Here is a 25,614-nt window from a genome sequence, read left to right as displayed (position 1 = left end):
CGCCGACAGCTCGATTTTACGGCGAATATATCCGGGCTGGAAACGCCGGATGTCGCATAAATCCTTGTTTTGACTTGCCCCGGGGCTGGCAGCGAACGTCATGCAATGACGGCCGCAGCCATGCTCGCTACACTGCCCATCGTGCTGCCCAAAACTTCCCGCTTGTCCTTGCTGATCGCCGCGCTGCTGAGCACTCCGCTGCTTGCGGCCGGACTCGACTACCGGGTGGATATCGATGCGCCCGGCGATTTCGATACCTTGCTGGAGGATAACCTCGGCATCGTGCGCTGGCAGGGCAGTGATTATCTTGATCGCGAACAGCTGGATCGCCTCTATGCAGCCACGCCGGCTGAAATCCAGACCCTGCTGGCGCCGCAGGGCTATTTCCGCCCCAAGATCGAATCGCGCATGGTCACCGAGGGCCAAGGTCTGCGCGTGCGCTTCAAGGTCATCCCCGGCGAGCAGGCGCTGATCCATGATGTGGATGTGCGCGTGGAAGGCCCGATCCGCGACGAACCTGATTTCCAGCCGCGCTGGGCCGAACTGCTCGAAGTGTGGCCGCTGCCCATGGGTGCCTACTTTACCCAGCCCGATTGGGATGCCGCCAAGCGGCGCGGCCTGCAGGCCATGGTCATCGACCGCTTCCCCGCGGCCAGCATTGCCGACAGCACGGCGCGCATCGACCCTGACAAAGACGCCGCCGAACTCTCGGTGGTCTATCACTCCGGTCCGCGTTTCACCTTGGGGCAGACCGAGATCAACGGCCTCAAGCAGTACCCGCGCGTGCTCGTCGAGCGCTTGCAGACCTTTGCGCCGGGGGAGCCCTATAGCCAGCAGAAGCTGCTGGATTTCCAGACCGCGCTGCAGAACACGCCGTACTTCTCCAATGTGTTCCTGGATGTGCCGATTGATCCAGCCAAGCCCGATAACGTGCCGGTACGCGTCGAACTCACCGAGGCCCCGCGCTACAAGACCGAAGCCGGTATCGGCTACGACACCGACAAAGGCCCGCGCACCAGTCTGGCCCTGCGCGACAACAATCTGCGCGGCCGTGGCTGGATAGGCGATGTGGGGGTGAAGCTGCAGCAGCGTGAGCAGACCTTCAACGCCGGGGTGCAATTGCCGCCTGATGATGATGCCTATCGCTACGGCGCCAGTTTCAAACTGAACCGTGAAGATGTATCCGGCCTGATCACCACGACGCGCACCCTCGGTACGCAACGCAGCCGGCTCAAGGGCCGGATTGAAGTCACTCAGGCCTTGCAATACACCTTGTCCAACGAATACATCCAGGGCTTGCCGGCTGAACGCAACGCCGCCTTGGTGCTATCGCAATCCTGGACCCGCAATGCACTGGATGTACCGAATGACCCGCGCCGCGGCATGCTGCTGAGCTGGCAGTTTGGCGGAGCAGCCAAAGCATTGCTGTCGGACAGTAACTTCGTGCGTGCGTGGGGGCGTGCCGCCTGGTATACGCCGCTGGGCGAAGCGGGTCTGGTGTTGTTGCGTGGCGAGGCCGGGCAGGTGCTCACCGACAGCACGGCCTCCATCCCTACCGACTGGCTGTTCCGTGCTGGCGGATCGGGTTCGGTGCGTGGCTATGCCTACCAATCCCTCGGCCCGCGCGACGAAGGCAGTGGTGCCGTGCTCGGCGGCCGGGTGTTGGCCACGGGTAGCGCGGAATATCAGCACCGCATCGTGGGCAAGTGGCGTGGTGCCGTGTTTGCCGATGTGGGTGGTGCAGCCTATGACTGGTTGCAGTTCAAGGCCGTCAAAGGCGTGGGCGTCGGGGCGCGCTGGGCCAGCCCGGTGGGACCGGTGGCGCTAGATCTGGGCTATGGCCTGGATGAGCGCAAATTGCGCTTTCACTTTTCGCTCGGGGCCGGGTTCTGATGCGCGGCTTGCATGCCTTGCGGGCAAGGTGGCGGCAGTATCTGGCCGGGCGCACGGCTTCGCGTCAGACAGGGCAAGCTGCGTCACCGGCAGCGGTTTCGCGGCGTTTCCGCCTCGGGCCGGTGTGGCTGGAGCTATTGCTGTTCATGCTGGTAAGTGGCCTCGCAGCGTTCATCCTGCTGGCGGCCAGCCCTACCGGTACACGTGGCTTGTTTGCGCTGGCGGGCCAGCTATCGGGTGGGGCGTTCAGCGTGGCGCAAGTGCAGGGCAGCCTGTGGCGCGATCTGGTGCTTCTGGATATACGTGTCCGCACCGCCAGTGCCGATGTCCGGCTCGACAGCGCCCGCTTGCGCTGGCAACCGTTGGCCCTGCTGGGCGGGGAGTTGCGTGTCCACGAACTGGCGCTGGGCGCCATGGCGATCCGCACCCGGCCCAGCCATGAACCCACGGTGGTGCCCGACTCCCTGGCGCTCCCGTTAAGCGTCAGGCTGCAATCCGCCACACTGGTCAGCCTGATGGTGGATCAGCATCCTGTGCTGGGGTCCACGCGTTTGCGCGCCGAGAGCGATGGCGATCATCACCAGCTCTGGCTCGACGCGACGCAAACCCCCTGGTTTGCCGCCAGCGGCCAGTTGCGGCTCGATGGCCACCGGCCATTTGCCATCCGGGGCCATCTGGGTCTGCAAGGCACGGCCAGCGATGCGCCCTGGCAGCTGGCGGCCTCACTGGGTGGCAGCCTGGAGCGGCTGGCACTCAAGGCCCAAGCCAGTGGCGGTCCGCAGGGCGCCAAACCATTCCGTGGCGCGATGGATCTCACACTCAGACCGTTTGCCAGCAGCCATCTGGGCTTGCTGCAGGCGGGCCGTATCGATACCGAAGCCATGGATCTGCGCGTGCTGTCCCCGCGCCTGCCCCGCACCGCGCTCGACCTACAGGTTCAGGCCCAACCCGGGGCCAACCCCGCGGCCGAGCAGGTGCGGGTAGACATTGCGCTGCGCAATCCGCTGGCCGGCCCCCTGCAGAGCGAACGCTTGCCGCTGGAACGCATCGACGCACGGCTACAACTTGACCCCGCCCGCGTGACGCTGCAGCGCTTTGATGCCCGGCTAGGGCGTGGCCGGCTCAGTCTCAGTGGCACGGCCGGCACCGATCAACTCGCGCTCAATGCGCTGTTGGAGGCCATCGACCTCGCCCAGTTCGGGGCGCCCCCCATGGTGCTGGGCGGCAAGATTGCCGTGCAGGGGGCACCAGCGCAACCCAGGTTCCAGGCCGATATCGGTGACGCCCAGCTTCGCTTGGTGCTCGATGCCGCCTTGCGTGGCACCGATCCCGCCGCGCGTCTGCTCAAACTGGAGAGTGTGCGCCTGCTGGCGAACCGCGATGGCGCCCGTGGCGAAGTCAGTCTGCGTGGGGAACTCGGTCTCGCAGGCAAGCGCCGCTTCGTGCTCGATGGGCAGATCAAGGAGTTTGATCCCGCCACCCTGAGCACGCTGGCTGGCCACCGGATTGCCTCCGGGCGTATCGGTGCCACGCTCTCGGCCAGTGGCCAGCTTGGGGCGCCAGTGGGTGGGCAATTCAAGCTGGTGCTGACGCCCAGCCGCTTCAACGATCAGCCTCTGTCGGGACAGGCGACGGCCACCTTGCGCGGCGAGGTGCTGCAGGATGTGGCCGTGGCCGCCGTGCTGGGTCCCAATCGGCTCAATCTGCAGGGCGGTTTTGGCCGCAAGGGCGATCAGCTGAAGGTGGATATCCAGATGCCCGATATCGGCGGTCTGGGCCCCGGTTTTGGCGGAGCCGCCACGGCGCAACTCACGCTGGCGGGCAACTTGCGCCGCCCCACCATAGAGGGCACGGCGCGGGGCGACAAACTCAAGCTGCCCGGCGAGGTCACGCTGGCACATGCGGAGCTGGCTGCGCGACTCGATGCCAGCCCGAACAAGCCGGCCAACAGCCCCTTGACCCTGCGGCTGGGCATCGACAACCTGCAGGCCCCCAAACTCACGCTGGCGCGCGCGCGCTTTGGCATTGCTGGCACCCAGGCGGCCCATCTGGCAGAGCTGGACGGTACCGGCACGCTGGCGGGGCAAGCCATTGATGTCCGTATCCGTGCTGCAGGTGCACTGGATCAGCACACCTGGCGCGGCCGCGTCGAGCAGCTTGATAGCCGTGGCGACTGGCCGATCAAGCTCGCGAACCCGGCGCAACTGGTGGTGCAGACCAGTGGTGGCAGCCTGGCCGGGCTGGACGCGACCATACTTGGCGGCAATCTGCGCATCAGCCGTCTGGAATGGCAGGGTGGGCAGTTTGCTGCCAAGGGCGAGTTGCGTGCGTTTGCACTGGCCGAGTGGGTAAAGCGTTTCCCCGATGTGGCCCGGCGTGTCGATACCGATCTGGTGGTGGCTGCGCGGTTTGATCTGCAGGGCGACAAAGCGCTATCGGGCAACTTGGTGGTGGAGCGCGAAGCCGGCGATCTGGCCCTGCGGGTGGAGGACCCCAGCGTCAAACCCATGCCGCTGCGCTTGGCCAACGCACGGGTCCAGCTGGATCTGGCGGGCCATCTGGCCGCCCTTGCGCTGGATCTGCAATCCGAATCGTTTGGTTGGGCCAAGGGCCGGATTGCGACCCGGTTCGAGCGCACCCCCGCGGGCTGGCGCCCCGAGCCCGCTGCGGCACTGGAAGGCCGTTTGCAGGCCGAGATGCCCTCCTTGGCGTGGATAGGCCCGCTGTTGGGCCCTACCGCCAAGGTCGAGGGCAAGCTCGCGGCCGAGATGAGTGCCAGTGGCAGCAATGCTGTCCCGCGCTGGTTTGGCCGCTTCAATGCGCAGGATGTGGCAGTGCGCATGCCGGATGCCGGCATCCATTGGCACGAAGGCAAGGTCGAAGCCACGCTCGATGGTGACACCGCACAGCTCGCCACGCTCTCGCTCAAGGCGGGCAAGGGCGGCCTCACCGGAGCAGGCCGCATGGCCCTGCGCGATGCCGGCCCCGAAGGCGCGCTGGAAGTGAAGTTTGATCACTTTGCCGTGCTGAGCCGGCCTGACCGTAACCTGGTGGTCTCCGGCAACACCAGCTTGGGCGTGCTGGGCGAGGCACTCACGCTGACGGGTAAGCTCACTGCGGACGAAGGCTATATCGAGCAGATCAAGAGCAGCGCGGCCGTGCTCGGCGACGATGTGATCGTGCTGGGTCGCGGTTCGCAAACCAGACCCAAGCCCAAACCCACGCCGCTGACACTGAAGCTGGACCTCGATCTGGGGAACCGCTTCGTTTTCAAGGCCTATGGTCTGGACGCGCGTTTGTCCGGATCAGTACGCATGTCGGCCAGCCCGAAGCAATCGTTGGGTGGCAGTGGCTCACTGCATGTGGAGGAAGGCCGCTATGCCGCTTACGGCCAGAATCTGGCCATCACCCGCGGCATTCTGACCTTTCAGGGGCCGCTCGATAATCCGGCGCTCGACATTCTGGCCGAACGCAAGAACCTGCCGGTGGTGGTGGGGGTGAAGATACTCGGTACCGCCCGCGCACCGAGCGTATCGCTGACTTCCGACAGCGGCATGACCGACGCAGAAAAGCTCTCCTGGCTGGTGTTGGGCCGGGGTTCGGCCAGCGGCGGAGGGGACGCCGATTTGCTGATTACCGCGGCGGATGCCTTGCTGTCGGCTGGCGAGTCAGTGGGTCTGCGTCAGCAAATGGCGGGTAAGCTGGGGCTCGACGACATCAGCCTGGGCCGCTCGGATGCCTATACCGATACCAGTAAGACCGATGCCGCCGGCAATGCCCTGGCGGGGCGGGTGGTGAGCCTGGGCAAGCGTTTGTCGGATCGTGCCTATGTGAGCTACGAACAGTCGCTCGATGGCGTGGGCTATGCGGTGAAGCTCAGTTACCAGCTGACGCGGCGGGTATCGGTCGCGCTGACCACGGGTCTCACCAGCTCGGTGGATGTGCTGTACTCGTGGACGTTTGACTGAGGGCGCAGCAAGGTTACTGGCAACGGCCCTGATGCCTGAACACAGCGAGCGCGTCGGTAGTGCCCCAAGGACGTGAGACAATCCTCACTCGCTCACCCCATGCATCATCATGCCCAGCCTGCTCGACCAACCCTTTGTCTTCGTCGACCTCGAAACCACCGGGGCCAACGCCCAGCGCGATCGCATCACCGAAGTCGGCATCGTGGAGTGGGATGGCAACACTGCCACCGAGTGGAGTTCGCTGGTCAACCCTGAAACCACGATCCCGCCGTTCATCACGCGGCTTACCGGCATTAGCGACGCCATGGTGGCCGACGCGCCCGTGTTTGCTACGCTGGCGCCCGATCTGCTCGCCCGCTTGCAGGGCCGCGTGTTCGTGGCCCACAACGCGCGCTTTGATTACGGCTTTTTGCGCAATGAGTTCAAGCGCGCCGGGCTGGATTTCAAATCGCGCGTAGTGTGCACGGTCAAACTCTCCAAGAAGCTGTTTCCGGGCGAGTACAAACACAATCTGGATGCGGTGTCCGAGCGCAATGGCCTGGTCGTCAGCGGCGAGCGCCACCGGGCGCTGACCGATGCGCAGCTGATCTACCAGTTCCTGGTCAAGATGAAGGCCGAGCGGCCGCGTGATGAGCTGGATGCCGCGCTCGAAGGCATCAGCCGCCAGCCCAGCCTGCCGCCGGGGCTGGACCCCGATGTACTCGATGACATCCCGGATAGCCATGGCGTGTACCTGTTCTACGGCGAGAACGATTTGCCGCTATATATCGGCAAGAGCAACAACCTCAAGAAGCGTGTGCTCTCCCATTTTGCGGCCGATACCCGCGCCCACAAAGAGATGCGGATATCCCAGCAGATCACCCGTATCGACTGGATCGATACGGCTGGCGAGCTCGGTGCGCTGCTGCTGGAAGCGCGCTTGATCAAGGAGCAGCAGCCTACGCACAACCAGCGTTTGCGCCGCAATACCGACCTTTGCGCCTGGCGTTATCAACCCAATGCCGATGGCAGCGCGCAGCCCGAGCTCGTGTATGGCCGTGATCTGGACTTTGGCCGGCAGAACGATCTTTTCGGCCTGTACACCAGCCAGCGCGAGGCCACCAACACGCTGCGCAAGCTCGCTGAGGTGAACAAGCTCTGCATGGTGGCGCTGGGGCTGGAGCGCGCCAGCCGTCGTGCGGGTACGCCGTGTTTCGGCATGCAGATCGGCAAGTGCCGGGGTGCCTGCGTGGGGAAGGAGCCGCTACTGACGCATCAGGCCCGTGCCTGCGCCGTGCTCGCACGGCTCAAGCTCGCCAGCTGGCCGTATCGCGGCATGATTGCCGTCAAGGAAGTCAACGCGGCCAGCACGGGCGCGGATATCCACCTGATCGATCACTGGTGCCATCTGGGCACCGTGCGCAGCGAGGCCGAACTGGCTGAGTTGATCGAACACCCGCCTAAACCAGTGTTCGATCTGGATACCTACAAGCTGCTGACCAAGCATCTCAAACCCGGCCCGGAGCTGGAGATCATTGCTTTGGGCGGCCCGGATGGCGCGCAGGGCTTATAATCGGGACTTCCCGACTTGAAAACGGGTGCGCCGGGCAGCATCTGCTCCGGCATTGCACACCGAGCCACGCCATGCCCGCCACCATTTCCCCGATTCCCGAGCTGATTGCCGAACTTGCCGCCGGCCGCATGATCATCCTGATGGATGACGAAGACCGCGAGAACGAAGGTGATCTCGTCATGTCCGCCGAGCATGTCACGCCCGAGGCAATCAACTTCATGGCCAAGCACGCGCGTGGCCTGATCTGCCTGACGCTGACTGAAGCACGCTGCAAGCAGCTGAACCTGCCCTTGATGGTGAGCAAGAACGGCGCATCGCACGGCACCAACTTCACACTGAGCATCGAAGCCGCCGAAGGCGTCAGCACTGGCATCTCGGCCGCCGATCGCGCCCGGACCGTGCAAGCTGCTGTGGCCCGCGATGCCAAACCCGCCGATATCGTCCAGCCTGGCCATATCTTCCCGCTGATGGCACGTGAGGGCGGTGTGCTCGCACGCGCCGGTCACACCGAAGCCGGATGTGATCTGGCTCGCATGGCCGGTGGTTTGCCGGCCTCGGTGATCTGCGAGGTGATGAACGACGACGGCACGATGGCCCGCCTGCCCGAGCTGCTTGAGTTCGCCCAGCAACACAACCTCAAGATCGGCACGATTGCCGACCTGATCCAGTACCGCAGCCGCACCGAATCGCTGGTCGATAAAGCCGGCGAGCGCATGGTGCAGACGCCGGCCGGCGAGTTCCGCATGGTGGCTTTCCGCGAACAGGGCGGGGCGGCCACGCACTTGGCGCTGGTCAAGGGCGATATCCGCGCCGATCAGGAAACCCTGGTGCGTGTGCATGAGCCCGTGTCGGTCATCGACTGGCTGGACGCCGGCCAGACTCGCCATAGCTGGGGCATCTACCCCAGCCTCAAGGCCATCAATGAAGCCGGTAGCGGCGTGGTGATCCTGCTGCACCGTGATGAAACCGGTGACGATCTGCTGGCCCGCGCGCTGCCCGAGCTGGGCTTGAACAACCCCACCAAATGGGATTTACGCACCTATGGCGTGGGCGCACAAATGCTGCGCACATTGGGCGTGGGCAAGATGAAGCTGCTCTCCCCGGCCCGCAAGATGCCGAGCATGGCGGGCTTCGGGCTGGAAGTGACGGGCTTTCTGGAGCCTTGAATTTTTGACCGATCCACGGCAGACCTCTAGAATTCTGCCCTTTTTTCAACGACCTACGAGTGGGCTCTGCCATGCCGCATTTTGATCATCTGCCCGAAATCGCCCCTAACCATGATGGCACTGGCCTCAAGGTGGGCATCGTCATGGCCCGCTTCAACTCCGATGTGTGCGAAGGTTTGCTCACCGCCTGCCGCGACGAGCTCAAGCGCCTGGGCGTGCTGGAGGCCGACATGCTGCTGGCCACAGTGCCCGGTGCACTGGAAGCGCCGCTGGTCTTGCAGACCATGGCAAAGTCCGGCCAGTTCGATGCGCTGGTGGTGCTGGGTGCGGTAATCCGTGGCGAGACCTATCATTTCGAACTGGTATCCAACGAATCCGGTTCGGGCGTCACCCAGGTCGGGCTCGATGCCGGCATTCCGATTGCCAACGCGATCCTGACCACCGAAAACGATGATCAGGCGCTGGTACGCATGCAGGAAAAGGGCGCCGATGCTGCCCGTGTCGCCGTGGAAATGGCGCGTTTGCAGCAGGCCTTGCGTACCCGTTTCCGCCTGTAAGCACGCCACAGACAGGCCGGTAGCCGCAGTGATTGCCGCGCCGGATCCCGTATGCAACTAACCAGCCCGCGTGGCTGAAGCCGCTCCTACAAGAGTGTGCCGCTACACTCAGGAACAGGAATACCCCATGACCCAAGCCCCCGAACAGAACGAAGCCAAGAAAACCCCGCAAAAGTCGGCCCGCCGCCGTGCGCGCGAATTTGCCGTGCAGGGCCTGTATCAGTGGCAGCTCACCGGGGATAACGTCGCCAATATCGAGCGCTTCCTGCGTGACAACAACACCAGCTTTGGTCGCGCCGATGAAGCCCTTTTCCGCGAACTGTTCTACAACGCCGTGCGCGATGTGGAAATCCTCAAGGCCATCTACGGCCCGCATCTGGATCGCGAGGAAGCCGAAGTCAGCCCGGTGGAGCGGGCCATCCTGCTGGTGGGTACGGTAGAACTGACCCAGCGCCTCGATACGCCTTACGCCGTGGTCATCAACGAAGCCATCGAAATCGCCAAGACCTTTGGTGGTACCGATGGTCACCGCTTCGTCAACGGCGTGCTCGACAAGCTGGCCATTGCCATCCGCCCCGAAGAAGTTGAAGCCGGTCGCAACAAGCGTCGTTGAGCAGCAAGCATGTAGGGTGCAACAAGGCCCAAGGCCGCATTGCACCGCATATGTGACGGCGTTTGGTGCAATGCGCTGCGCTGATTGGCACCCTACGAATCTCCCATGCCCCTCGACGAATTCAGTCTGATCCAGCGCTACTTCACCCGTGCCACGCCCGGCACGGTGCTCGGTGTCGGTGACGACTGTGCGCTGATCGCGCCCACGCCCTGTATGCAGCTGGCCATCTCGACCGACACCTTGGTCGAAGGCCGTCATTTTTTTCCGGATATCGATCCTGAATCGCTGGGCTGGAAAAGCTTGGCGGTGAACCTCTCCGACCTTGCTGCCATGGGCGCAAAGGCCCGCTGGTTCACCTTGTGCCTAACGCTGCCGCAGGCCAATGAGACCTGGCTGTCCGGCTTTGCGCGCGGCCTGTTTGCCTTGGCCGATGCGCATGGCGTGGACCTGGTCGGTGGCGATACCACCCGCGGGCCACTGACCATCAGCATCCAGGTCATGGGCGAAGTCGCACCGGGTAAGGCGCTGCGGCGTGATGCCGGTAAAGCGGGGGATGATCTGTGGCTGTCTGGCCCGACCGGTGCGGCTGCGCTGGCCGTGCAACAGCGCTATGGCAAGTTGACGCTGGCGGCGGCCGACAGCCAGTACTGTGCTCAGCGACTTGATCGACCCGAACCGCGGCTTGCGCTCGGACAAGCACTTGCCGGCCTGGCACATGCGGCAATCGATATCTCCGACGGTTTGCTGGCTGATATCGGCCACCTCGCGGCACGCTCCAAGCTGCAAGCGAGGCTGATGCACGCCACGCTACCCACGCCGCCGCTCTCGGCCGACTTGTTGGCGCAGCCTGCCTTTCTGGCTGCCCAGTTGGGTGGTGGCGATGATTACGAGCTGGCATTCAGCGCGCCCGTCACGGCACGCGCACAGATTGCCGTACTGGCCGATACACTGGGCCTGCCGCTGATGCGTATCGGCACGCTGGCAGCTGGCGAGGGCGTCGTCCTGCTCGATGCCAACGGTCAGCCCCAGCCCTTGCCGCAAACCGGCTTCAACCATTTTTCCTGAACCCATGTCCGCCATTCGCCAGCCCGACCTGCGCTTTCTGCTTGCCCACCCCAGCCACTTTGTGGCGCTGGGTTTTGGCAGTGGGCTGTCGCCCAAAGCGCCGGGTACGCTGGGTTCGCTGGCGGCGATCCCGCTGTATCTGCTGCTCGCCACTTTGCTGACGCCGGCCCAGATTGCGCTGCTGGCGCTGCCGCTGTTCCTGATCGGCATTCCCGTCTGCGGCCGTGCCGGCAGAGCGCTGGGTGTGAGCGATCACGGTGCCATCGTCTGGGACGAGATCGTCGCTATGCTGCCACTGCTGGCGCTGGCCCCACAGACGTTGGCCGGCTTTGCGCTGGCATTCGCATTGTTCCGGGTGTTCGATATCACCAAGCCCTGGCCGATCAGCTGGTTTGATGCGCGCATCAAGGGCGGCTTTGGCGTGATGCTGGATGATGCGCTGGCCGCCATACCCGCTGCGGCGCTGTTGTACTGGCTTGCGCCACTCGTTCAGTAAATCCGATCGTTCGGCTCAATTCATTCCGCTATCTGCTGACCATATGCCCGGATAGCATGACACCTGTCCATTCAGTTTTTCAGGAGTAGTGTCATGCTCGAAATCCGCCCAAGCCATCAGCGTGGCCACGCCGATCACGGCTGGCTCAAATCGCAACACAGCTTCTCGTTTGCCGATTATTACGACCCGGCCCGCATGGGCGTGGGGGCACTGCGCGTGATCAACGAAGACCGCGTGGCACCTGGTGGTGGCTTTGGCACGCACGGCCACCGCGATATGGAAATCATCAGCTATGTGCTCGACGGCGCGCTGGCCCACCGCGACAGCATGGGCAACGGCTCGGTGATCCGCCCCGGCGATGTGCAGCGTATGAGTGCGGGGCGCGGCATCATGCATTCGGAGTTCAACCACTCATCCGACGCCGGTGTGCACTTCCTGCAGATCTGGCTGCTGCCCAATGCGACCGGCATTGCGCCTAGCTATGAGGAAAAGCGTTTCGAAGCTGCCGAGAAGCGCGGCCGATTGCGCCTGATTGCCAGCCCCGATGGAGCGGATGGTTCCGTACTGATCCATCAGGATGCGCGCCTTTACGCCGGCTTGTTTGAGGGTGCCGAGACCGCCACGTTGCCGTTGGCACCAGGCCGCAAGCTCTACGTGCACCTTGCGCGTGGCCAGCTCAGCATCAACGATGTGGTACTGCATGCCGGGGATGCGGCGATCCTGAGCCAGGAAAGCGCACTGACGTTGAGCGCAGGCCAGGGTGCCGAAGTGCTGGTATTTGACCTCGCCTGAGTCCGCTTTGCCGATCCACTGCGCCTGCGCAGCATCACGAAAGGGAAACCATCATGACCGTTACCGCCAGCAAGGCCGACACCGGCCGCTATCACACCCAGCTTGAAGCCGAGGCCGCGCGCTGGCTGGCTGATGCAGACACCCCGCTGGGCGACGGCACCTTGCCCGATCCGCACCAGTTGCTTGATGCGGCGCTGGCAGCCTGCACCGCCATCACGCTGCGCATGTATGCCGAACGCAAGGGTCTGGCGCTGGACGATGTGCGCGTGCATATCGACCATACCGAAGCCGGCGGCGTGTACACCCTGAACCGCCGCATCGAGCTGGTGGGCGAGATTGACGATGCTGCGCGCCAGCGGCTGATGGAGATTGCCGACCGCTGCCCGGTGCACAAGACACTGAGCGGGCAGATCGTGATTGCCACCCACGCCGCCTGATCGGTTAGGGCACGTTTGGGTTTGATGGTGGTCTCAGGTGTATACGCGCCGCCGCCGGTTCAAAGCCGGCGGCATTCGCGCTAGGATTTGCCCATCGTCGATACGGAGTCACCATCATGAAGCGACACCTGACCCTGATCCCCATGCTGGCCTTGCTGGGCGCCTGCGCCACCTTGCCGCCGCAAGTGTCGGTGGACGATGCGCTGCGCATGAGCAAGGAGGGCGTGACGCCCGACGCGCTGATCGCCAAGATGCGCGAAACGCGTTCGACCTACCGGCTGACGGCCAGTGACATCATCCGCCTCAACAAGCAGGGCCTGCCCGAGCCGGTGCTCGATTACATGCAGCAGACGCAGATCGACGATGTACGCAAGGACGAGCGCCTCAATACCTGGGAAACCCGGCCGCGCTATGGTTTCTGGGGCTGGTGGCGCTTTTAGTCCCGCTTAACTGCGTACGATGTGGCGGCCGGTCTGCATGGACACGGCACCGGCCGAGCCGCCATTGATGATCTGCGTGTATCCCAGTTGTTGCAGCATGGCCCCGGCCGAACCCGAGCGCATGCCCGACATGCAGTAGAGCACCAGGGGTGTGGTCTTGTCGGGCACCTGCGTGCCGATCTGGAACTGGATCGTATCGAGCGGCAGGTTCAGCGCACCTTCCACATGGCCGCTGGCGTATTCGCCCGGCGAGCGCACGTCGATAAGGATCGCGTTATCGGGGATGGCGGGTGGCGGCGGGTTCAGGGTCGTCATCAGTTTTTTCAGCCAGTTCATGTCTTGTCGTTTCAATACTTGATTTGCCCGCGCGCCCAGGCCAGCAGCTGCGATGCCTGCATCACGCCGCTATGGCGCGCGATTTCGCGGCCCTCGTGCCAGAGGATCAGCGTGGGAATGCTGCGGATGGCAAAGTGGGCGGCCGCTACCCGTGCCTGATCGGAATCCACCTTGATGAAGCGGATATCCGGTGCCTGCGCGGCGGCGGCTTCGAACTGCGGCGCCATCATCTGGCATGGCCCGCACCAAGTCGCCCAGAAGTCGATCAGTACCGGTAGCTCGGTATTGGCCAGATAGGGCGCCAGCTGTGCGTCGCTGAGCGAGACGGGCTCCAGTGGCAGCAAGGCCTGATGGCACTTGCCGCAGTTGGGGGCATCGTTGAGGCGCTCGGTCGGTACGCGGTTGACCGCGCCGCAGTAGGGGCAGGCGATATGCATGGGAAACGCTCCGTAAAACCCGCAGTTTAATCGCCCGCGCGTATGCCGAGCTTGCGCAAGATGCTTTCCATCAGGCACCAGCGGGTCAGCCCGCTTTGCAGCAGGTTGATGCCCACAAAGGCGGTAAAGGCCAGCCACCATTGCGAAACGAAGATCGGGCTACTGGGAATGCCTAGCCCGAGGCTCAGCAGGATGAAGGTGCCGGCGACAATGCGGACGATTTGCCAGGAAGTCATGGTGTTCTCCTTGTTCAAGCAGGGTTGGCCGGTGCCGCAACGCGGTGCCGGAACGATACGTAGTACAGCAGTGGAATCACGACCAGAGTCAGCAGGGTCGAGACGAAGATCCCGAAGATCAGCGAAATCGCGAGGCCGTTGAAGATCGGGTCGTCGAGGATGAAGAACGCACCGAGCATGGCGGCAAGGCCGGTCAGCGCAATCGGCTGGGCCCGTGTGGCTGCCGCGCTGACGACAGCGTCGCGCAGGTCCATGCCCTGTTTGACCTGCAGCTGGATGAAATCCACCAGCAGGATGGAATTGCGCACGATGATGCCCGCCAGCGCGATCATGCCGATCATGCTGGTGGCCGTGTATTGCGCGCCCAGCAGGGCATGGCCCGGCATCACGCCGACGATCGTCAGCGGAATCGGCGCCATGATGATCAGCGGCACCAGGTAGGAGCCGAACTGCGCCACCACCAGCAGGTAGATCAGGATCAGACCCACGCCGTAGGCGGCGCCCATGTCGCGGAAGGTTTCATAGGTGACCTGCCATTCGCCGTCCCACTTGAGGCTGTAGCCACGGTAGGGATCGGTAGGCTGACGGATGAAGAACTCTCCGATCTGGCCACCACCGGGCGGGGTGATGCGGGCAATGTCGCCGCGCATGCCGAACATGCCGTAGAGCGGGCTATCGACCCTGCCGGCCATGTCGCCGACCACGAACACCACGGGCAAACCATCCTTGTGATAGCGCGGCTGCTCACGCAGGGTGTCGCTCACGCTCACCAGTTCACGCACCGGCACCACTTTGCCGCTGGCCGATTTCACCCCCAGTTGCAGCAGGGTATCGAGGTTGCCTTGTGCCGATTCGGGCAGGCGCAGCACGGTGGCGGCCGGGTATTTGCTGCCGTCGTGCAGATAGCTGGCCGCATCGCCGCTCAGGCCCGCACGCAGGGTGGCGACGATGGCTTGTTGCGATACGCCCAATAGCGCGGCTTTGCGTCTATCCACCAGCAGTACCGAGCGCGGCGCGGCGGCAATGCTGCTGTCGTCCACATCCACGACGCCGGGCGTTTTCTTGAACACGGCGCGGACCGACTTGGCCACGCTGCGGCGTCCGGCTTCATCGGGGCCGTAAATCTCGGCCACGATGGGGGCAAGCACGGGCGGGCCGGGCGGCACTTCCACCACCTTCACATTGGCGCCGTATTTGCGGCCGATTTCCTGCAGCGCCGGGCGCACACGGCTGGCAATGGCGTGGCTCTGCTCATCACGATGGTGTTTATCGACCAGATTGACCTGGATATCGCCCACGTCGCCACCGGCGCGCAGATAGTACTGGCGCACCAGACCGTTGAAGTTGATGGGGCTGGCCGTACCCGCATAGGTCTGGAAGTGCAGCACTTCGGGTACGGTGGCGAGGTGGTCGCCCAGTTCACGCAGCACCGCGTTGGTTTCTTCCAGCGGCGTGCCGGCGGGCATGTCCACCATCACCTGGAATTCGGATTTGTTGTCGAAGGGCAGCATCTTCAGCTGCACGAGCCCCACAGCCGGCAATACCAGCGAGAGGCCGATCAGCGCCAGCACCCCCAGACCCAGCTTCTTGCGGTTGGCTGCGGCCTTGTCGGCGTAGATGAAGGGCGAGAACACGCGCTGCGAGAGGCGGTTGAGCTTGGCATTGATGCCTGATTCGTCATGACCGTCATGATGCCCCGAGCGCATCCAAAGCCTTGCTAGCCAAGGCGTCACTACGAAGGCAATCGCGAGCGACAGCAGCATGCCCATGCTGGCATTTATCGGAATCGGGCTCATGTACGGGCCCATCAGGCCGCTGACAAAGGCCATGGGTAGCAGCGCGGCAATCACGGTGAGCGTGGCCAGGATGGTCGGGCCGCCGACTTCATCAACCGCACCGGGAATGATCTCGATCAGTGTCTTGTTGGGGTAGAGCTGCTGGTGGCGGTGGATGTTCTCGACCACCACGATGGCGTCGTCCACCAGAATACCGATCGAGAAGATCAGCGCGAACAGCGAGACGCGGTTCAGCGTGAACCCCCAGGCCCAGGATGCAAACAGTGTCACCGTGAGGGTCAGGATCACGGCCAGACCCACAATCGCAGCCTCGCGGCGGCCCAGGGCAAAGAACACCAGAGCAACCACCGATGCGGTGGCGAACAGCAGCTTCTGGATCAGCTTTTGCGCTTTGTCGTTGGCGGTTTCGCCGTAGTTGCGGGTGGTGCTGACTTCGACCTCCGCCGGGATCACCGTGTTGCGCAATTCGCTCACGCGCGCCATCACGGCATCGGCCACCTCCACTGCATTCTGGCCAGGTTGCTTTGTGATCTGGAGCGTCACGGCCGGGTACATGCCGCCGTCCTTGCCGGCCACACCGTGCCAGACGGCACGCGATACGGGCATCGCGCCATCACGCACGCTGGCTACATCGGCCAGGTACACAGGGCGGCCATTGCGCGCACCCACGACGAGTTCGCCGACTTCCTTGGCATCTTTGAGATAAGGGCCGGCTTCGATCGCCACGCTGCGGTTACCGGCCACCAGCTCGCCCACCGGCAAGCCCAGATTGGCTGATTGCAGCACCTGGCGTAGTTCGAGCACGGTGAGGCCGCTGGCAGCCAGACGCGCCGGATCGATCTCCACATTGATGGCACGGCCCGGCCCGCCGAGTGTGGTGACTTCGCGCGTGCCGCGCACGCGCTTGATATCGGCTTCGAGGCTATGCGCCACGCGTTCCAGATCAAATGCGCCGGTTTCAGCCTGCTTGCTCCATAGCGTCAGCGAGACGATCGGTACGTCGTCGATGCCCTTGGGTTTGACGATGGGCTCGCCCACGCCCAGACCGGCCGGCAGCCAGTCGCGGTTGGCGGCCAGCGTATCGTGCAAGCGAACCAGCGCTTCGGTACGCGGTACGCCCACCTTGAACTGTACGGTCAGCACGGCCACGCCGGGGCGGGCGACCGACATCACGTGTTCCACATCGGCAATCTGGCTCAGCACCTGCTCGGCCGGGGTGGCAACCATGCTTTCCACATCGGCTGCGCTGGCGCCGGGGAAGGGCACCAGCACATTGGCCATGGTCACATTGATTTGTGGTTCTTCCTCGCGCGGGGTGACCAGCACAGCGAACACGCCGAGCAGAAAGGCCACCAGCGCCAGCAGCGGGGTGATCTGTGCGGTCTGGAAGAAGGCGGCGATACGGCCGGAGATACCCATCTTGTCGCTCATGATGGCTCCTTATTGCACCTTGGCCGCAGCAACCGGATCGAGCGCGACCTTTTCACCGGCGCGCAGGCCAGCCAGCACTTCAGTCTCCACGCCTTGGCTGATGCCGGCCTTGACCTGACGAAGCAAGGGCTTGCCCTGTGCCGAGACCACATAAGCCAGCTGCATCTCGCCACGGCGGAACAGCGCGCTGGTGGGCACGAACAAGCGGCCTGATGCCTTGCCTGCTTGCTGTGGCAACCACGCGCGGGCAAACATGCCCGGTGTGGCGCTCGCGTCTTTGGGCAAGTCGAGGCGAATCTGCACGGTTTGGGTACTCTGGTCGGCCGTGGGCAACACGGTGACCTTGCTGGCAGTGAGCCAGCGCTGCTGGGCAGGCAAGGAGGGTAGTTCCACGCGCACTGCGGCGCCGCTGGCCAGTTCCGCCACTGCGGCTTGCGGCACGCTGGCGGTGACACGCAGCGCAGCGGGGTCGTAAACGGTGGCGATGGTGCGGCCCGGCATGGCCATCTCGCCTGGATTCACCGGTACCTCGGCCACGATGCCCGCGTAAGGGGAGGTGAGGGTATAAAAGCCGGCCTGGGTGCGCGCCGAACCGGCCGTAGCCAACTGAGCATTGGCCTGCGCGCGCGCCGCCTTGAACTGCGCCTCGGCCCGATCCATCGCGGCCGCGCTGATGAACTGTTTATTGAATAGTTGCTGCTGCCGCTCGTATTCCTTGCGCGCCACGTCCAGACCGGCCTTGGCGGCCTCGGCCTGGGCGCTGCTGGCCTGTGCACCTTGGTCTGCCGCGCGGGCATCGAGCTGGGCCAGAACCTGGCCGGCACGTACCGCTTCACCGGGTTTGACCATCAGCTGGGTGACGGCACCGGGCACCTGCGCGGCAATTACGCTGAACCGGACGGCTTCGACCACCCCTTCGGCTGCGCGCAGCGGTGCAGTCTGGTCGCTGCGTACGCTGGCGGTGGCCAGATTGGCGGCCAGCGTCGTATGGGTACCCAGCACGGTGGCAAGCAGGAACGCGGTTCGGATAGAGAGAGGCAGCATGGTCAGACTCCGTGGCATTGGTCGTCGCGCATGACATCGGCGACATTTCATTTTATTATTTGCGTAAATGTGCAAATAGTCAATAAAGCAAATTGTCATGGGCAAACCGCTAGTCCGGGGGCATCATCATGAACATCGCAATGCAGGACGTATGTGGCGTTATGGAAGGTTTGTCGGATCAGGCGCTGGAGCAGGTGGCGCAGTATTTCCAGGCGTTGGCGGAGCCCAACCGCCTGCGCATCCTCAATCTGCTACGCGCGGGTGAGCGCAATGTGGGCGAGCTGGCGCAGCTATGCGGGATGACCAATGCGAATGTATCGCGTCACCTGAGCACGCTGGCCAAGAACGGGCTGGTACTGCGCGAGGGGCGAGGGACGAGTGTGTACTACCGGATTGCCGATCCGGCCATTTACCAGCTGTGTGATCTAGTCTGCAGCAGCATTGCCAGCCGGTTTGAGCGGCAGGCGGCGGGGTTCTAGTCCGCACCGGCGTGTAAAGACAAACAGGGCGCCATTGGCGCCCTGTTTGTTTTGCTGCGTACGGCGGCTTACTTGCCCACTTGCGTCGGGTAGGGCGGGGCTTCCTTGCGGATGACCGGCTTGGCCGTGGGGAGTTGCTGCATCAGGTGGTCGATAGCGGCATCGAGCTGGCTATCCTTGCCGGCGTTCACGCCCACCGGGTCCAGATCCACCTCGATATCGGGTGCAACCCCTTCGTTCTCGATCCGCCATTCACCTTCGGGCGTATAGAAGCGGAAGAACGGCACGGTGAGATTGCCGCCGTCGATCAAGTCGGGGTTCGCCGAGATGCCGATCAGGCCACCCCAGGTGCGTGTGCCGATCAGTTTGCCCAGGCCCAGGCGCTTGAAGCCATAGGGCATGAAGTCACCGCCCGAACCGGCGTCCTGATCAATCAGCATGGCCTTGGGGCCCCAGATGCCGGCGGCCGGCGTGTGGAAGGTCAGGCCTGAGCGGTCTTTCCAGCCGGCCAGATACGGGCGGCTCAGCAGCTCCAGCACATAGTTGGCGGCTTGGCCGCCGCCGTTGCGGCGGTCGTCCACGATCAGGCCGGCGCGGTCGCGCTGGGCGAAGAACAAGCGGTTGAAGAAGGTATAGCCGGCATCGGCGGTATCGGGCATGTACACGTAGGCGAGCTTGCCGCCGCTCTTGCGGTCCACATACTCGCGGTTGCGTTCCACCCAATCCCACTGGCGAAGCGCGGCTTCACTGGCTACCGGTACGACCGTGGCTGTTTTCGTGGTTTTCCCATCGCGGCTGTAGCTCAGGGTGACCTGCTTGCCCACCGTGTCTTCGAGCGCGGCGAACAGGTTGGTGCCGCCGTCGAGCGTCCGGCCGTTCACGGCCAGTAGCGTGTCGCCCTCGGCAATGCCAACGCCGGCAGCCGCCAGCGGAGCGGGCAGGAAGGGGTTCCAGCGATCGCCTCGGTAGATCTTGCTGACCACATAGCGGCCGTTCTTGAGTGCAAAGTCGGCGCCCAGCAGGCCTACGCTGGCGGGGCGCTCGGTATGCACATCGCCGCCGCGCACATTGTTGTGGGCCACTTGCAGCTCGCCGATCATGTCGGCCAGCAACTCGTTCAGGTCTTCACGGCGCGGTACATGTGGCAGCAGGGCGGCGTAGCGAGCGCGCACGGCTTGCCAGTCCAGACCGTGCAGCTTGGGGTCGTAGAAGAAGTCGCGCTGCATGCGCCAGGTTTCGTCGAAAATCTGCGCCCATTCGCGGCGCGGATCCACCAGCATGCGCAGGCCGCTCACATCCACAGGCTTGCCATCGAGCTTCTCGCCGGCATCGGCGACTTCGAACTTGCCTTCGCCGGCCGAGATCAGCAGCTTCTTGCCATCAAGGCTGGCGCTGAGATCGGACACACCGCTTTTCAGCAGTTTCTCGCTGCGCTCCTCACGGTTGTAGCGATACAGGTCGGCATTGGCGCCGCGGGCGTTGTTGTCGGGTTCGATGGAGCTGCCGGGCTGCTTGCGCGCCAGATAGAACAGTGCGCCGTCGGCGGCGGCTGTGAGGCTGTCGTAGTTGCGCTCGGCAACGGGCAAGGCAACGATGCGGTCTGCAAGGCCATCGAGATCCACCTTGGTGGCCTTGGCCGGCTTGGCTTTGTCACCGGCCTTTGCATCACCCTTGTCTGCGGGCTTGTCGCTGGCTTTGTCAGTAGACTTATCGGAAGACTTGTCGGCTTTGGGCGCTTCTTCATCGCCGGTCTTGGGGGCGAGGGGCGAGATGCCATCGGCCGCCAGTACGGCTGCATAGATGCCCTTGCGCACCGGGCGTTCCTGGGTGGACATGTCGAGCCGCACCTGCGCGGGGCCGGCATTGGTGGAGGCGGTGAAATACAGCAGGCCGTCGCTGGAGAACACCGGGTTGTCGGTTTCGACCAGATGATTGGCCAGCTCGGCTTTGCGGCCGCTGGCAAAGTGATACAGCTTCACCCGCGTGAAGTGGTTCTCGCCTTCCACCGTGTAAGCCAGCCACTGGCCATCCGGGGAGAAGGCCGGTGCAAAGCCGCCACGGCGCTCGCGCTGGTCGATTTCGCTGATCGCGCCGGTATCGAGCTTGAGCGCAAACAGGCGTAGCTGGTTGTCGTGGAACAGGATGCGCTGGCCATCGGGCGACCAGCTCAGTAGTTCGTAATAGCCGGGGGCGGGCAGGGCGTGGCGCACGGGGGTATCGAGGCCATCGGCACCACGGACCATCACGCTGTGCACCCTGCCTTCGTCGGACAGGTAAGCCACTTTCTGGCCATCGTGGCGCCACAGTGCATTGGCTTCGCGCACGCCGTCGGTCTTGCTCAGATTGCGTACCGAGCCGTCCTTGACCGGTACGCTGAACACATCGCCGCGCGCAGTCATCAATACGCGCTTGCCGGTAGGCGAAAGCTGCGCCTGGGTGATGGCCTTGCTGGCGTCCTTCCATTGCGGGCGCGCTTGCGGTGCCTGAGCGGCCAGGCTGATGGGCAGTGCGCTGATGCTGCCGGTGTCGAGATCGATCTGTTTGAACTCGCCACCCACCTCATACACCACGGTGCGGCCTTGCACGCTTGCGTGGCGCACATCCCAGACGGTCTCGCGCGTCAGCTGGCGCAGTGCCTTGGTGCCGCTGTGCCAGGCGTAGAGATTAGCCGCGCCATCGTTGCGGTCGGAGATGAAGACGACTTCGTCGCCAGCCCACAGCGGGTTGAAATCCGATGCGTTGACATGCGGCAGCTTCTCGAGCTTTTGCGTGGCCGGGTCAATGATCCAGATCGGTGGTGTGGTGCCGCCGCGCGATTGCCGCCAGCCGGCACCGGCGTTGTGCGCCTTGCGGAATGGGCGATAGGCGAGGCGCTTGCCATCCGCGGACCACACACCCTCGGTTGCCAGTGCCGCCATCAGCTTGGTTTCCGGGCCGCCCGTGTAGGGCACTTCATACAGATGCTCGCTGCGGCCGTTGGCCACTTCACGCGCCGAGGCAAACAGCACGCGCTTGCCGTCGGTACTCCAGCCGCTGACAGTATCTGCACCCGGATGCCAGGTCAGCCGCTGCGGCTGGCCGCCGCTGGCGGGCATCACATACACATCGGTGTTGTTGTCGTAGCTGGCCGAGAAGGCGATCCAGCGACCATCGGGTGAAAAGCGCGGCTGGAATTCGCTGGCCGGGTGTGCGGTGAGGCGGCGCGGGTTGCTGCCGTCGCGCTGGGCAATCCAGATATCACCGGCGTACACGAAGGCGAGTTGGTCTGCCGATACGGTGGGCTGACGCACCAGCTTGGTGGCGCTGTCGGTGGCAGGCGCGCCGTGGGCAAGGGCGGAAACCAGGGCGAGGCTGAGGGTGCTCAGACCGAGGCGATACGGGTTCATGCGGGTCCTTTCATGAGGAGTCGGCATCGTGCTCGCGGATAACCATGCCGGGCACGGGAGTCGTTGGCCGGCGCAGGTAGGCGAGGCTTGAACATAAGCATACCGTAGGGTATGTGGTGTCCGGCAAGGGCCGGAATGCCGTTCAGCCTTCGTAGGCGGCGAGCCGCAGCTGCTCCTGCGACGTAAAGCGGCTGTCGCGCAGGGTTTGCAGCGCTTGCTGGCGTGCCGGCGCATCCAGATCGGTGCGGCCGAGCAGGGCGCGGCGCTCGCCCAGGTATTGCTGGATACGTTGTTGCCAGGCGGCTTCTTCGCGATCCAGTGCTGCAAGGCGATCGGCGGCGGCTTCGCCTACTTGGGTGGCTCGCCAGCGCTGGATATCTGCTTCGCTCTGGCCTTGGGCGCGGGCCTGGGTGGCGTGGTCGGCCAGCAACAGGTGCTGTACCGGTTGTTGGCGGGCAGTCAGCATGGCGGGGTCGAGTTGCTTATCCAATTCAGCCAGACGCGCCTGTTTTTGCTGCTCGTTGAGGCTGGCATCGGCGGCGATTTGCTGGCGTGCCAGGGCATCGTCGTCGTAGCGATCCTCCCAGCCAAACAAGGCGTCGATTTCGGCCGGACTGAAATACTGGCTGCGCAGCGCGCGGGCAGCATCGAGACGGCGGCGTGCCTGCGCGGGCGTGCTGCCTTGTAGATTAGGATCGGCGTCCAGTGGCTGCAAGGCGCGGCGGTAAGCGAGGAACTGGCGGAACAGGCGTTGCCTGTCCTGGGAGATGGCGCTGGGGAAGCGCTTGGCCAGCTCGGCGTCGATCTGGCGGGTAATCGCGTCAAGCGTTTGTTCGCCTTCAGTGCTCAGGTAGTAATCGAACAATTCCTTGAGGCGCTCATCGGCGCGAGGCACGTCCGTTGTGGTGGACGTGCCGGCGTCGACTTGCGTGCCCGTTTGTGTGGGGCTGCTGCTGCCCGCCGGGGCTGTAGCCTCCGGGGTGCTCACCGCCCAACCTGCCAATAGCAGCAGGGGCAGGGCGATGAGGGGCAGCAGATAACGCGGGTAGGGCATGGGCAAGGCTTACAGACCGGCGTTCTTCAGGCGGTTGGCCTGCTGGCGATACAGCGTGACCGGGTTGGTCTCGAACAGATGCACCAGACCAAAGAAATGATTGATCTCATCGAGATGGTTCATCCGGTAGTTGTCGCGTATCACTTGGCCTAGGCGACTTGAGCAGGTGCCCACCAAGCCATCGTTGGCTTCGCCGTAGATCAGGCCGGTCAGACCGAGCAGGGCATCGCTGGCATCGAGGATATTGGTCACCGTGCTGCCCCCACTCCATGAGTAATAGCGGACGCCGTTATGCACGTACGCCCCTTCGCCACAGGCACTGGTCGGCACGCCGCCAGGGAAGCGGCGGTTGAAGTCAGCCAGCTTCTGGGTGGTGAGTGCTTCGAGTGCCTGTACCGGGTCTTGCGGCAGGCTGCTGCCGCCCGAGGCCAGTGAGATCAACCCGGCCAGGCCCTTGGCCACACCGGCAGCAACGGTTTCAGAGACCGAGCCGGGTGGCAGGGTGCCGCGCACCAGATCCGCAATCTTGGAACCCTTGTTCACACCACCCACGGTGGTGACCGAGGCCACCAGTTGGGGTGCCACGCCGGCCACATAACGCACCGTCGGGCCGCCGTGGCTATGGCCGATCAGGTTGACCTTGGTCGCGCCGGTAATGGCGAGGACCTGTTTGACCTGGCTCAGCAGCTGCTCGCCACGCAGTTCGGTGCTGTTGGTCGCCGACACCTGAGCGATATAGACCTTGGCGCCATCGCGCTGCAGATCGGCCGGGATGCGGTAGAAGTAGTCCACGCCCAGCGCTTTGTCCCAGCCGAACAGGCCGTGGACGAGCACGATGGGATACTTGGTCTGGGTGTAGCCGGTACTGGCATGCGCGGGGAGCGTCAGGGCAACAGCGAGCCCCAGCGCCGCCAGCAGGCGGGCAAAGGTGTGCATCGGGTTGTCTCCGTTAAGTGATTGATCCGCCTTGTTTTTGGCGGTAGGCGAAACTTAGGCAAGCGCTTGCTAAATGTCTAGAGCAATCGCTCGATTGGTTGGTTTTGTTGCAGGAATGTGCGGGACTGATACGCATCAAGGCAGCTCGGAACGGCGCTCACTATGCTGATGGGCAAACGTATTGCCTGGACAGGGCGTACCCTGAGGCAACGAGCCGATAAGGAAGAAACGTGCTGGATCTGAACCTCTTGCCGGGTTTTGCCCTGAGTCTGGCATTGGGCTTTTTGCTGGGGCTGGAGCGCGAACGCAATCCGGCCGCCTTGGCAGGCGTACGTACATTTGCACTGACGGCCCTGCTGGGCACCTTGTCGGCAATGCTGTCAGAACGCTGGGGCAGCCCTTGGCTCATCGTCGTGGCCTGGCTAGCAGTGGCCATGGCCATCGTGCAGGCCTATCGCGACCGTGCGGCGCAAACGTCGGACCCCGGTACCACCACGGAAGTGGCGCTGCTGTTCTGCTTTGGTTTGGGCGTGCTGTGCTGGCTGGGCGAGCACGGCCTGGCGATTGCGCTCGGCGTAACGGCAACGGCCCTGTTGCACTTCAAGACCGAGCTTGCAGGCCTGGCACACCGTTTTGCGCCGGATGACATCCGTTCCGTGCTGCAGTTTGCGGTGCTGAGCCTGGTAATCCTGCCCATGTTGCCGGATCGGCAATTCGGCCCTTATGGCGCGTTCAACCCCTACCGGACCGGTCTGCTGGCTGTACTGATATCTGGCATCAGCCTGGGCGGATTCATCGCCCAGCGCGCCTTCGGTGCCCGCGCTGGTGCGCGGCTGGCGGGTGTGCTGGGTGGGCTGGTGTCCAGCACGGCCACCACGCTGGCGCAGGCAAGGCTCGCCAGGGCGACGGATGCCACGACGCAGGCGGCGCTGGTCACGGTGCTGGCCAATCTCACTGTGTTGCCCCGGCTGGCCCTGACGGGCTCACTGGTCGCCCCGGTGCAGGCGCCTGCCTTGCTGATCATCATGGGCGGGGCTTTACTGGCTGGCTTGCTGGCCGCCTGGCCCTTGCTGCGAGCGCAACCTGCGGCAATGGCTGCCAGCCCGGCTGGCAACCCTGCTGCCATCGGTCACGCCGTGATGTTTGCGGCGCTCTACAGCGCGGTGCTCCTGGCTGCGGCTTGGCTCAATGACGTGGTGGGGCACGGCGGCTTGTATCTGCTGGCGCTGCTCAGCGGGATGACGGATGTGGATGCCATCACGCTATCGAGTCTGCAGATGGCCAAGCAGCAACAGCTGGCAGGGAGCACGGCGCTGTTGCTGGTGGTATTGGCGCTGGCATCGAACACGGTATTCAAGCTCGGCATGGCTTTCATGCTGGGTGGCGCAGCGTTTGGCTGGCGCATCTTCAAACCACTGGCATGGTCGCTGACGGTTGCTGCCGCCCTGGTGATGGCGATGGCGCTTTACTAGATTTGCCGATGCGGGTTTGATGACTCGG

The 25,614-nt window shown here is 64.0% G+C and carries 21 protein-coding genes; 13 read left to right on the top strand and 8 right to left on the bottom strand.

The features are described from left to right. Positions 1-120 precede the first annotated feature (120 nt). The 11 genes from O9X62_RS13775 (at position 121) to O9X62_RS13725 (ending at position 12,979) form a co-directional block, all read left to right on the top strand. The gene (locus tag O9X62_RS13775; protein WP_269533481.1) at positions 121-1,893 is read left to right on the top strand and encodes an autotransporter assembly complex family protein; all 1,773 of its coding nucleotides are present in this window, start codon (positions 121-123) and stop codon (positions 1,891-1,893) included. Then, positions 1,893-5,861, top strand: a complete 3,969-nt coding sequence (locus O9X62_RS13770) for a translocation/assembly module TamB domain-containing protein (protein WP_269533480.1) — start codon at positions 1,893-1,895, stop codon at positions 5,859-5,861. Before O9X62_RS13775 ends, O9X62_RS13770 begins: the two co-directional genes overlap by 1 nt. A gap of 109 nt (positions 5,862-5,970) precedes the next feature. Then, complete coding sequence (locus O9X62_RS13765; protein WP_269533479.1) at positions 5,971-7,413, top strand: 3'-5' exonuclease family protein; 1,443 nt, start codon at positions 5,971-5,973, stop codon at positions 7,411-7,413. A 71-nt stretch (positions 7,414-7,484) separates the two neighbouring features. Then, positions 7,485-8,579 carry a bifunctional 3,4-dihydroxy-2-butanone-4-phosphate synthase/GTP cyclohydrolase II gene (ribBA, locus tag O9X62_RS13760; RefSeq protein ID WP_269533478.1) on the top strand — a complete coding sequence of 365 codons (1,095 nt, stop codon included), beginning with the start codon at positions 7,485-7,487 and terminating at the stop codon, positions 8,577-8,579. Positions 8,580-8,650: 71 nt separating this feature from the next. Next, complete coding sequence (gene ribH, locus O9X62_RS13755) at positions 8,651-9,136, top strand: 6,7-dimethyl-8-ribityllumazine synthase (protein WP_269533477.1); 486 nt, start codon at positions 8,651-8,653, stop codon at positions 9,134-9,136. A gap of 127 nt (positions 9,137-9,263) precedes the next feature. Then, positions 9,264-9,749 (top strand): transcription antitermination factor NusB, encoded by a 486-nt coding sequence (gene nusB / locus O9X62_RS13750; RefSeq protein WP_269533476.1) that lies wholly within the window; start codon positions 9,264-9,266, stop codon positions 9,747-9,749. A gap of 105 nt (positions 9,750-9,854) precedes the next feature. Then, positions 9,855-10,814 (top strand): thiamine-phosphate kinase, encoded by a 960-nt coding sequence (thiL, locus tag O9X62_RS13745; protein ID WP_269533475.1) that lies wholly within the window; start codon positions 9,855-9,857, stop codon positions 10,812-10,814. A gap of 4 nt (positions 10,815-10,818) precedes the next feature. Continuing rightward, positions 10,819-11,310 carry a phosphatidylglycerophosphatase A gene (locus O9X62_RS13740; RefSeq protein WP_269533474.1) on the top strand — a complete coding sequence of 164 codons (492 nt, stop codon included), beginning with the start codon at positions 10,819-10,821 and terminating at the stop codon, positions 11,308-11,310. Between the two features lie 93 nt (positions 11,311-11,403). Next, a complete protein-coding gene (locus O9X62_RS13735; RefSeq protein WP_269533473.1) occupies positions 11,404-12,102 on the top strand; it encodes a pirin family protein in 699 nt (232 codons plus the stop codon). 53 nt (positions 12,103-12,155) lie between these two features. Then, positions 12,156-12,539 carry an OsmC family protein gene (locus O9X62_RS13730; protein WP_269533472.1) on the top strand — a complete coding sequence of 128 codons (384 nt, stop codon included), beginning with the start codon at positions 12,156-12,158 and terminating at the stop codon, positions 12,537-12,539. 116 nt (positions 12,540-12,655) lie between these two features. Then, complete coding sequence (locus O9X62_RS13725) at positions 12,656-12,979, top strand: hypothetical protein (RefSeq protein ID WP_269533471.1); 324 nt, start codon at positions 12,656-12,658, stop codon at positions 12,977-12,979. Positions 12,980-12,985: 6 nt separating this feature from the next. On the opposite strand, the gene O9X62_RS13720 is transcribed toward O9X62_RS13725, so the two are convergent. The 5 genes from O9X62_RS13720 to O9X62_RS13700 are packed head-to-tail and all read right to left on the bottom strand — an operon-like array spanning position 12,986 to position 18,259. After that, positions 12,986-13,315, bottom strand: coding sequence for a rhodanese-like domain-containing protein (locus O9X62_RS13720; protein WP_269533470.1), 330 nt, complete (start codon positions 13,313-13,315; stop codon positions 12,986-12,988). 11 nt (positions 13,316-13,326) lie between these two features. Continuing rightward, positions 13,327-13,752 (bottom strand): thioredoxin TrxC, encoded by a 426-nt coding sequence (gene trxC / locus O9X62_RS13715; RefSeq protein ID WP_269533469.1) that lies wholly within the window; start codon positions 13,750-13,752, stop codon positions 13,327-13,329. A 26-nt stretch (positions 13,753-13,778) separates the two neighbouring features. Beyond that, the gene (locus O9X62_RS13710; RefSeq protein ID WP_269533468.1) at positions 13,779-13,988 is read right to left on the bottom strand and encodes a DUF2892 domain-containing protein; all 210 of its coding nucleotides are present in this window, start codon (positions 13,986-13,988) and stop codon (positions 13,779-13,781) included. A 14-nt stretch (positions 13,989-14,002) separates the two neighbouring features. Further along, positions 14,003-17,215 carry an efflux RND transporter permease subunit gene (locus tag O9X62_RS13705; protein ID WP_269533467.1) on the bottom strand — a complete coding sequence of 1,071 codons (3,213 nt, stop codon included), beginning with the start codon at positions 17,213-17,215 and terminating at the stop codon, positions 14,003-14,005. A gap of 9 nt (positions 17,216-17,224) precedes the next feature. Next, positions 17,225-18,259, bottom strand: a complete 1,035-nt coding sequence (locus tag O9X62_RS13700; RefSeq protein ID WP_269533466.1) for an efflux RND transporter periplasmic adaptor subunit — start codon at positions 18,257-18,259, stop codon at positions 17,225-17,227. 128 nt (positions 18,260-18,387) lie between these two features. Between O9X62_RS13700 and O9X62_RS13695 the strand changes: the two genes are divergently transcribed. Further along, positions 18,388-18,738, top strand: a complete 351-nt coding sequence (locus O9X62_RS13695; RefSeq protein ID WP_308446482.1) for a metalloregulator ArsR/SmtB family transcription factor — start codon at positions 18,388-18,390, stop codon at positions 18,736-18,738. Between the two features lie 68 nt (positions 18,739-18,806). On the opposite strand, the gene O9X62_RS13690 is transcribed toward O9X62_RS13695, so the two are convergent. The 3 genes from O9X62_RS13690 to O9X62_RS13680 form a co-directional block, all read right to left on the bottom strand. Then, positions 18,807-22,124, bottom strand: coding sequence for a S41 family peptidase (locus tag O9X62_RS13690; RefSeq protein ID WP_269533465.1), 3,318 nt, complete (start codon positions 22,122-22,124; stop codon positions 18,807-18,809). A gap of 142 nt (positions 22,125-22,266) precedes the next feature. Then, positions 22,267-23,178: a lipase secretion chaperone gene (locus tag O9X62_RS13685; RefSeq protein ID WP_269533464.1), complete on the bottom strand. Its 912-nt coding sequence runs from the start codon at positions 23,176-23,178 to the stop codon at positions 22,267-22,269. Between the two features lie 9 nt (positions 23,179-23,187). Then, entirely contained in the window at positions 23,188-24,114 is a 927-nt protein-coding gene (locus O9X62_RS13680; protein ID WP_269533463.1) for a triacylglycerol lipase, read from the bottom strand. Positions 24,115-24,344: 230 nt separating this feature from the next. On the opposite strand from O9X62_RS13680, the gene O9X62_RS13675 reads away from it, so the two are divergent. Further along, positions 24,345-25,586 (top strand): MgtC/SapB family protein, encoded by a 1,242-nt coding sequence (locus O9X62_RS13675; protein WP_269533462.1) that lies wholly within the window; start codon positions 24,345-24,347, stop codon positions 25,584-25,586. The last annotated feature ends 28 nt before the right edge of the window (positions 25,587-25,614 follow it).

Source organism: Chitinimonas sp. BJYL2 (genome assembly GCF_027257935.1).
In the GTDB taxonomy this organism is placed as follows: Bacteria; Pseudomonadota; Gammaproteobacteria; order Burkholderiales; family Chitinimonadaceae; genus Chitinimonas.
Note: the sequence above shows the minus strand (reverse complement) of the source record. Positions and strands in the feature narration are given on the sequence as shown.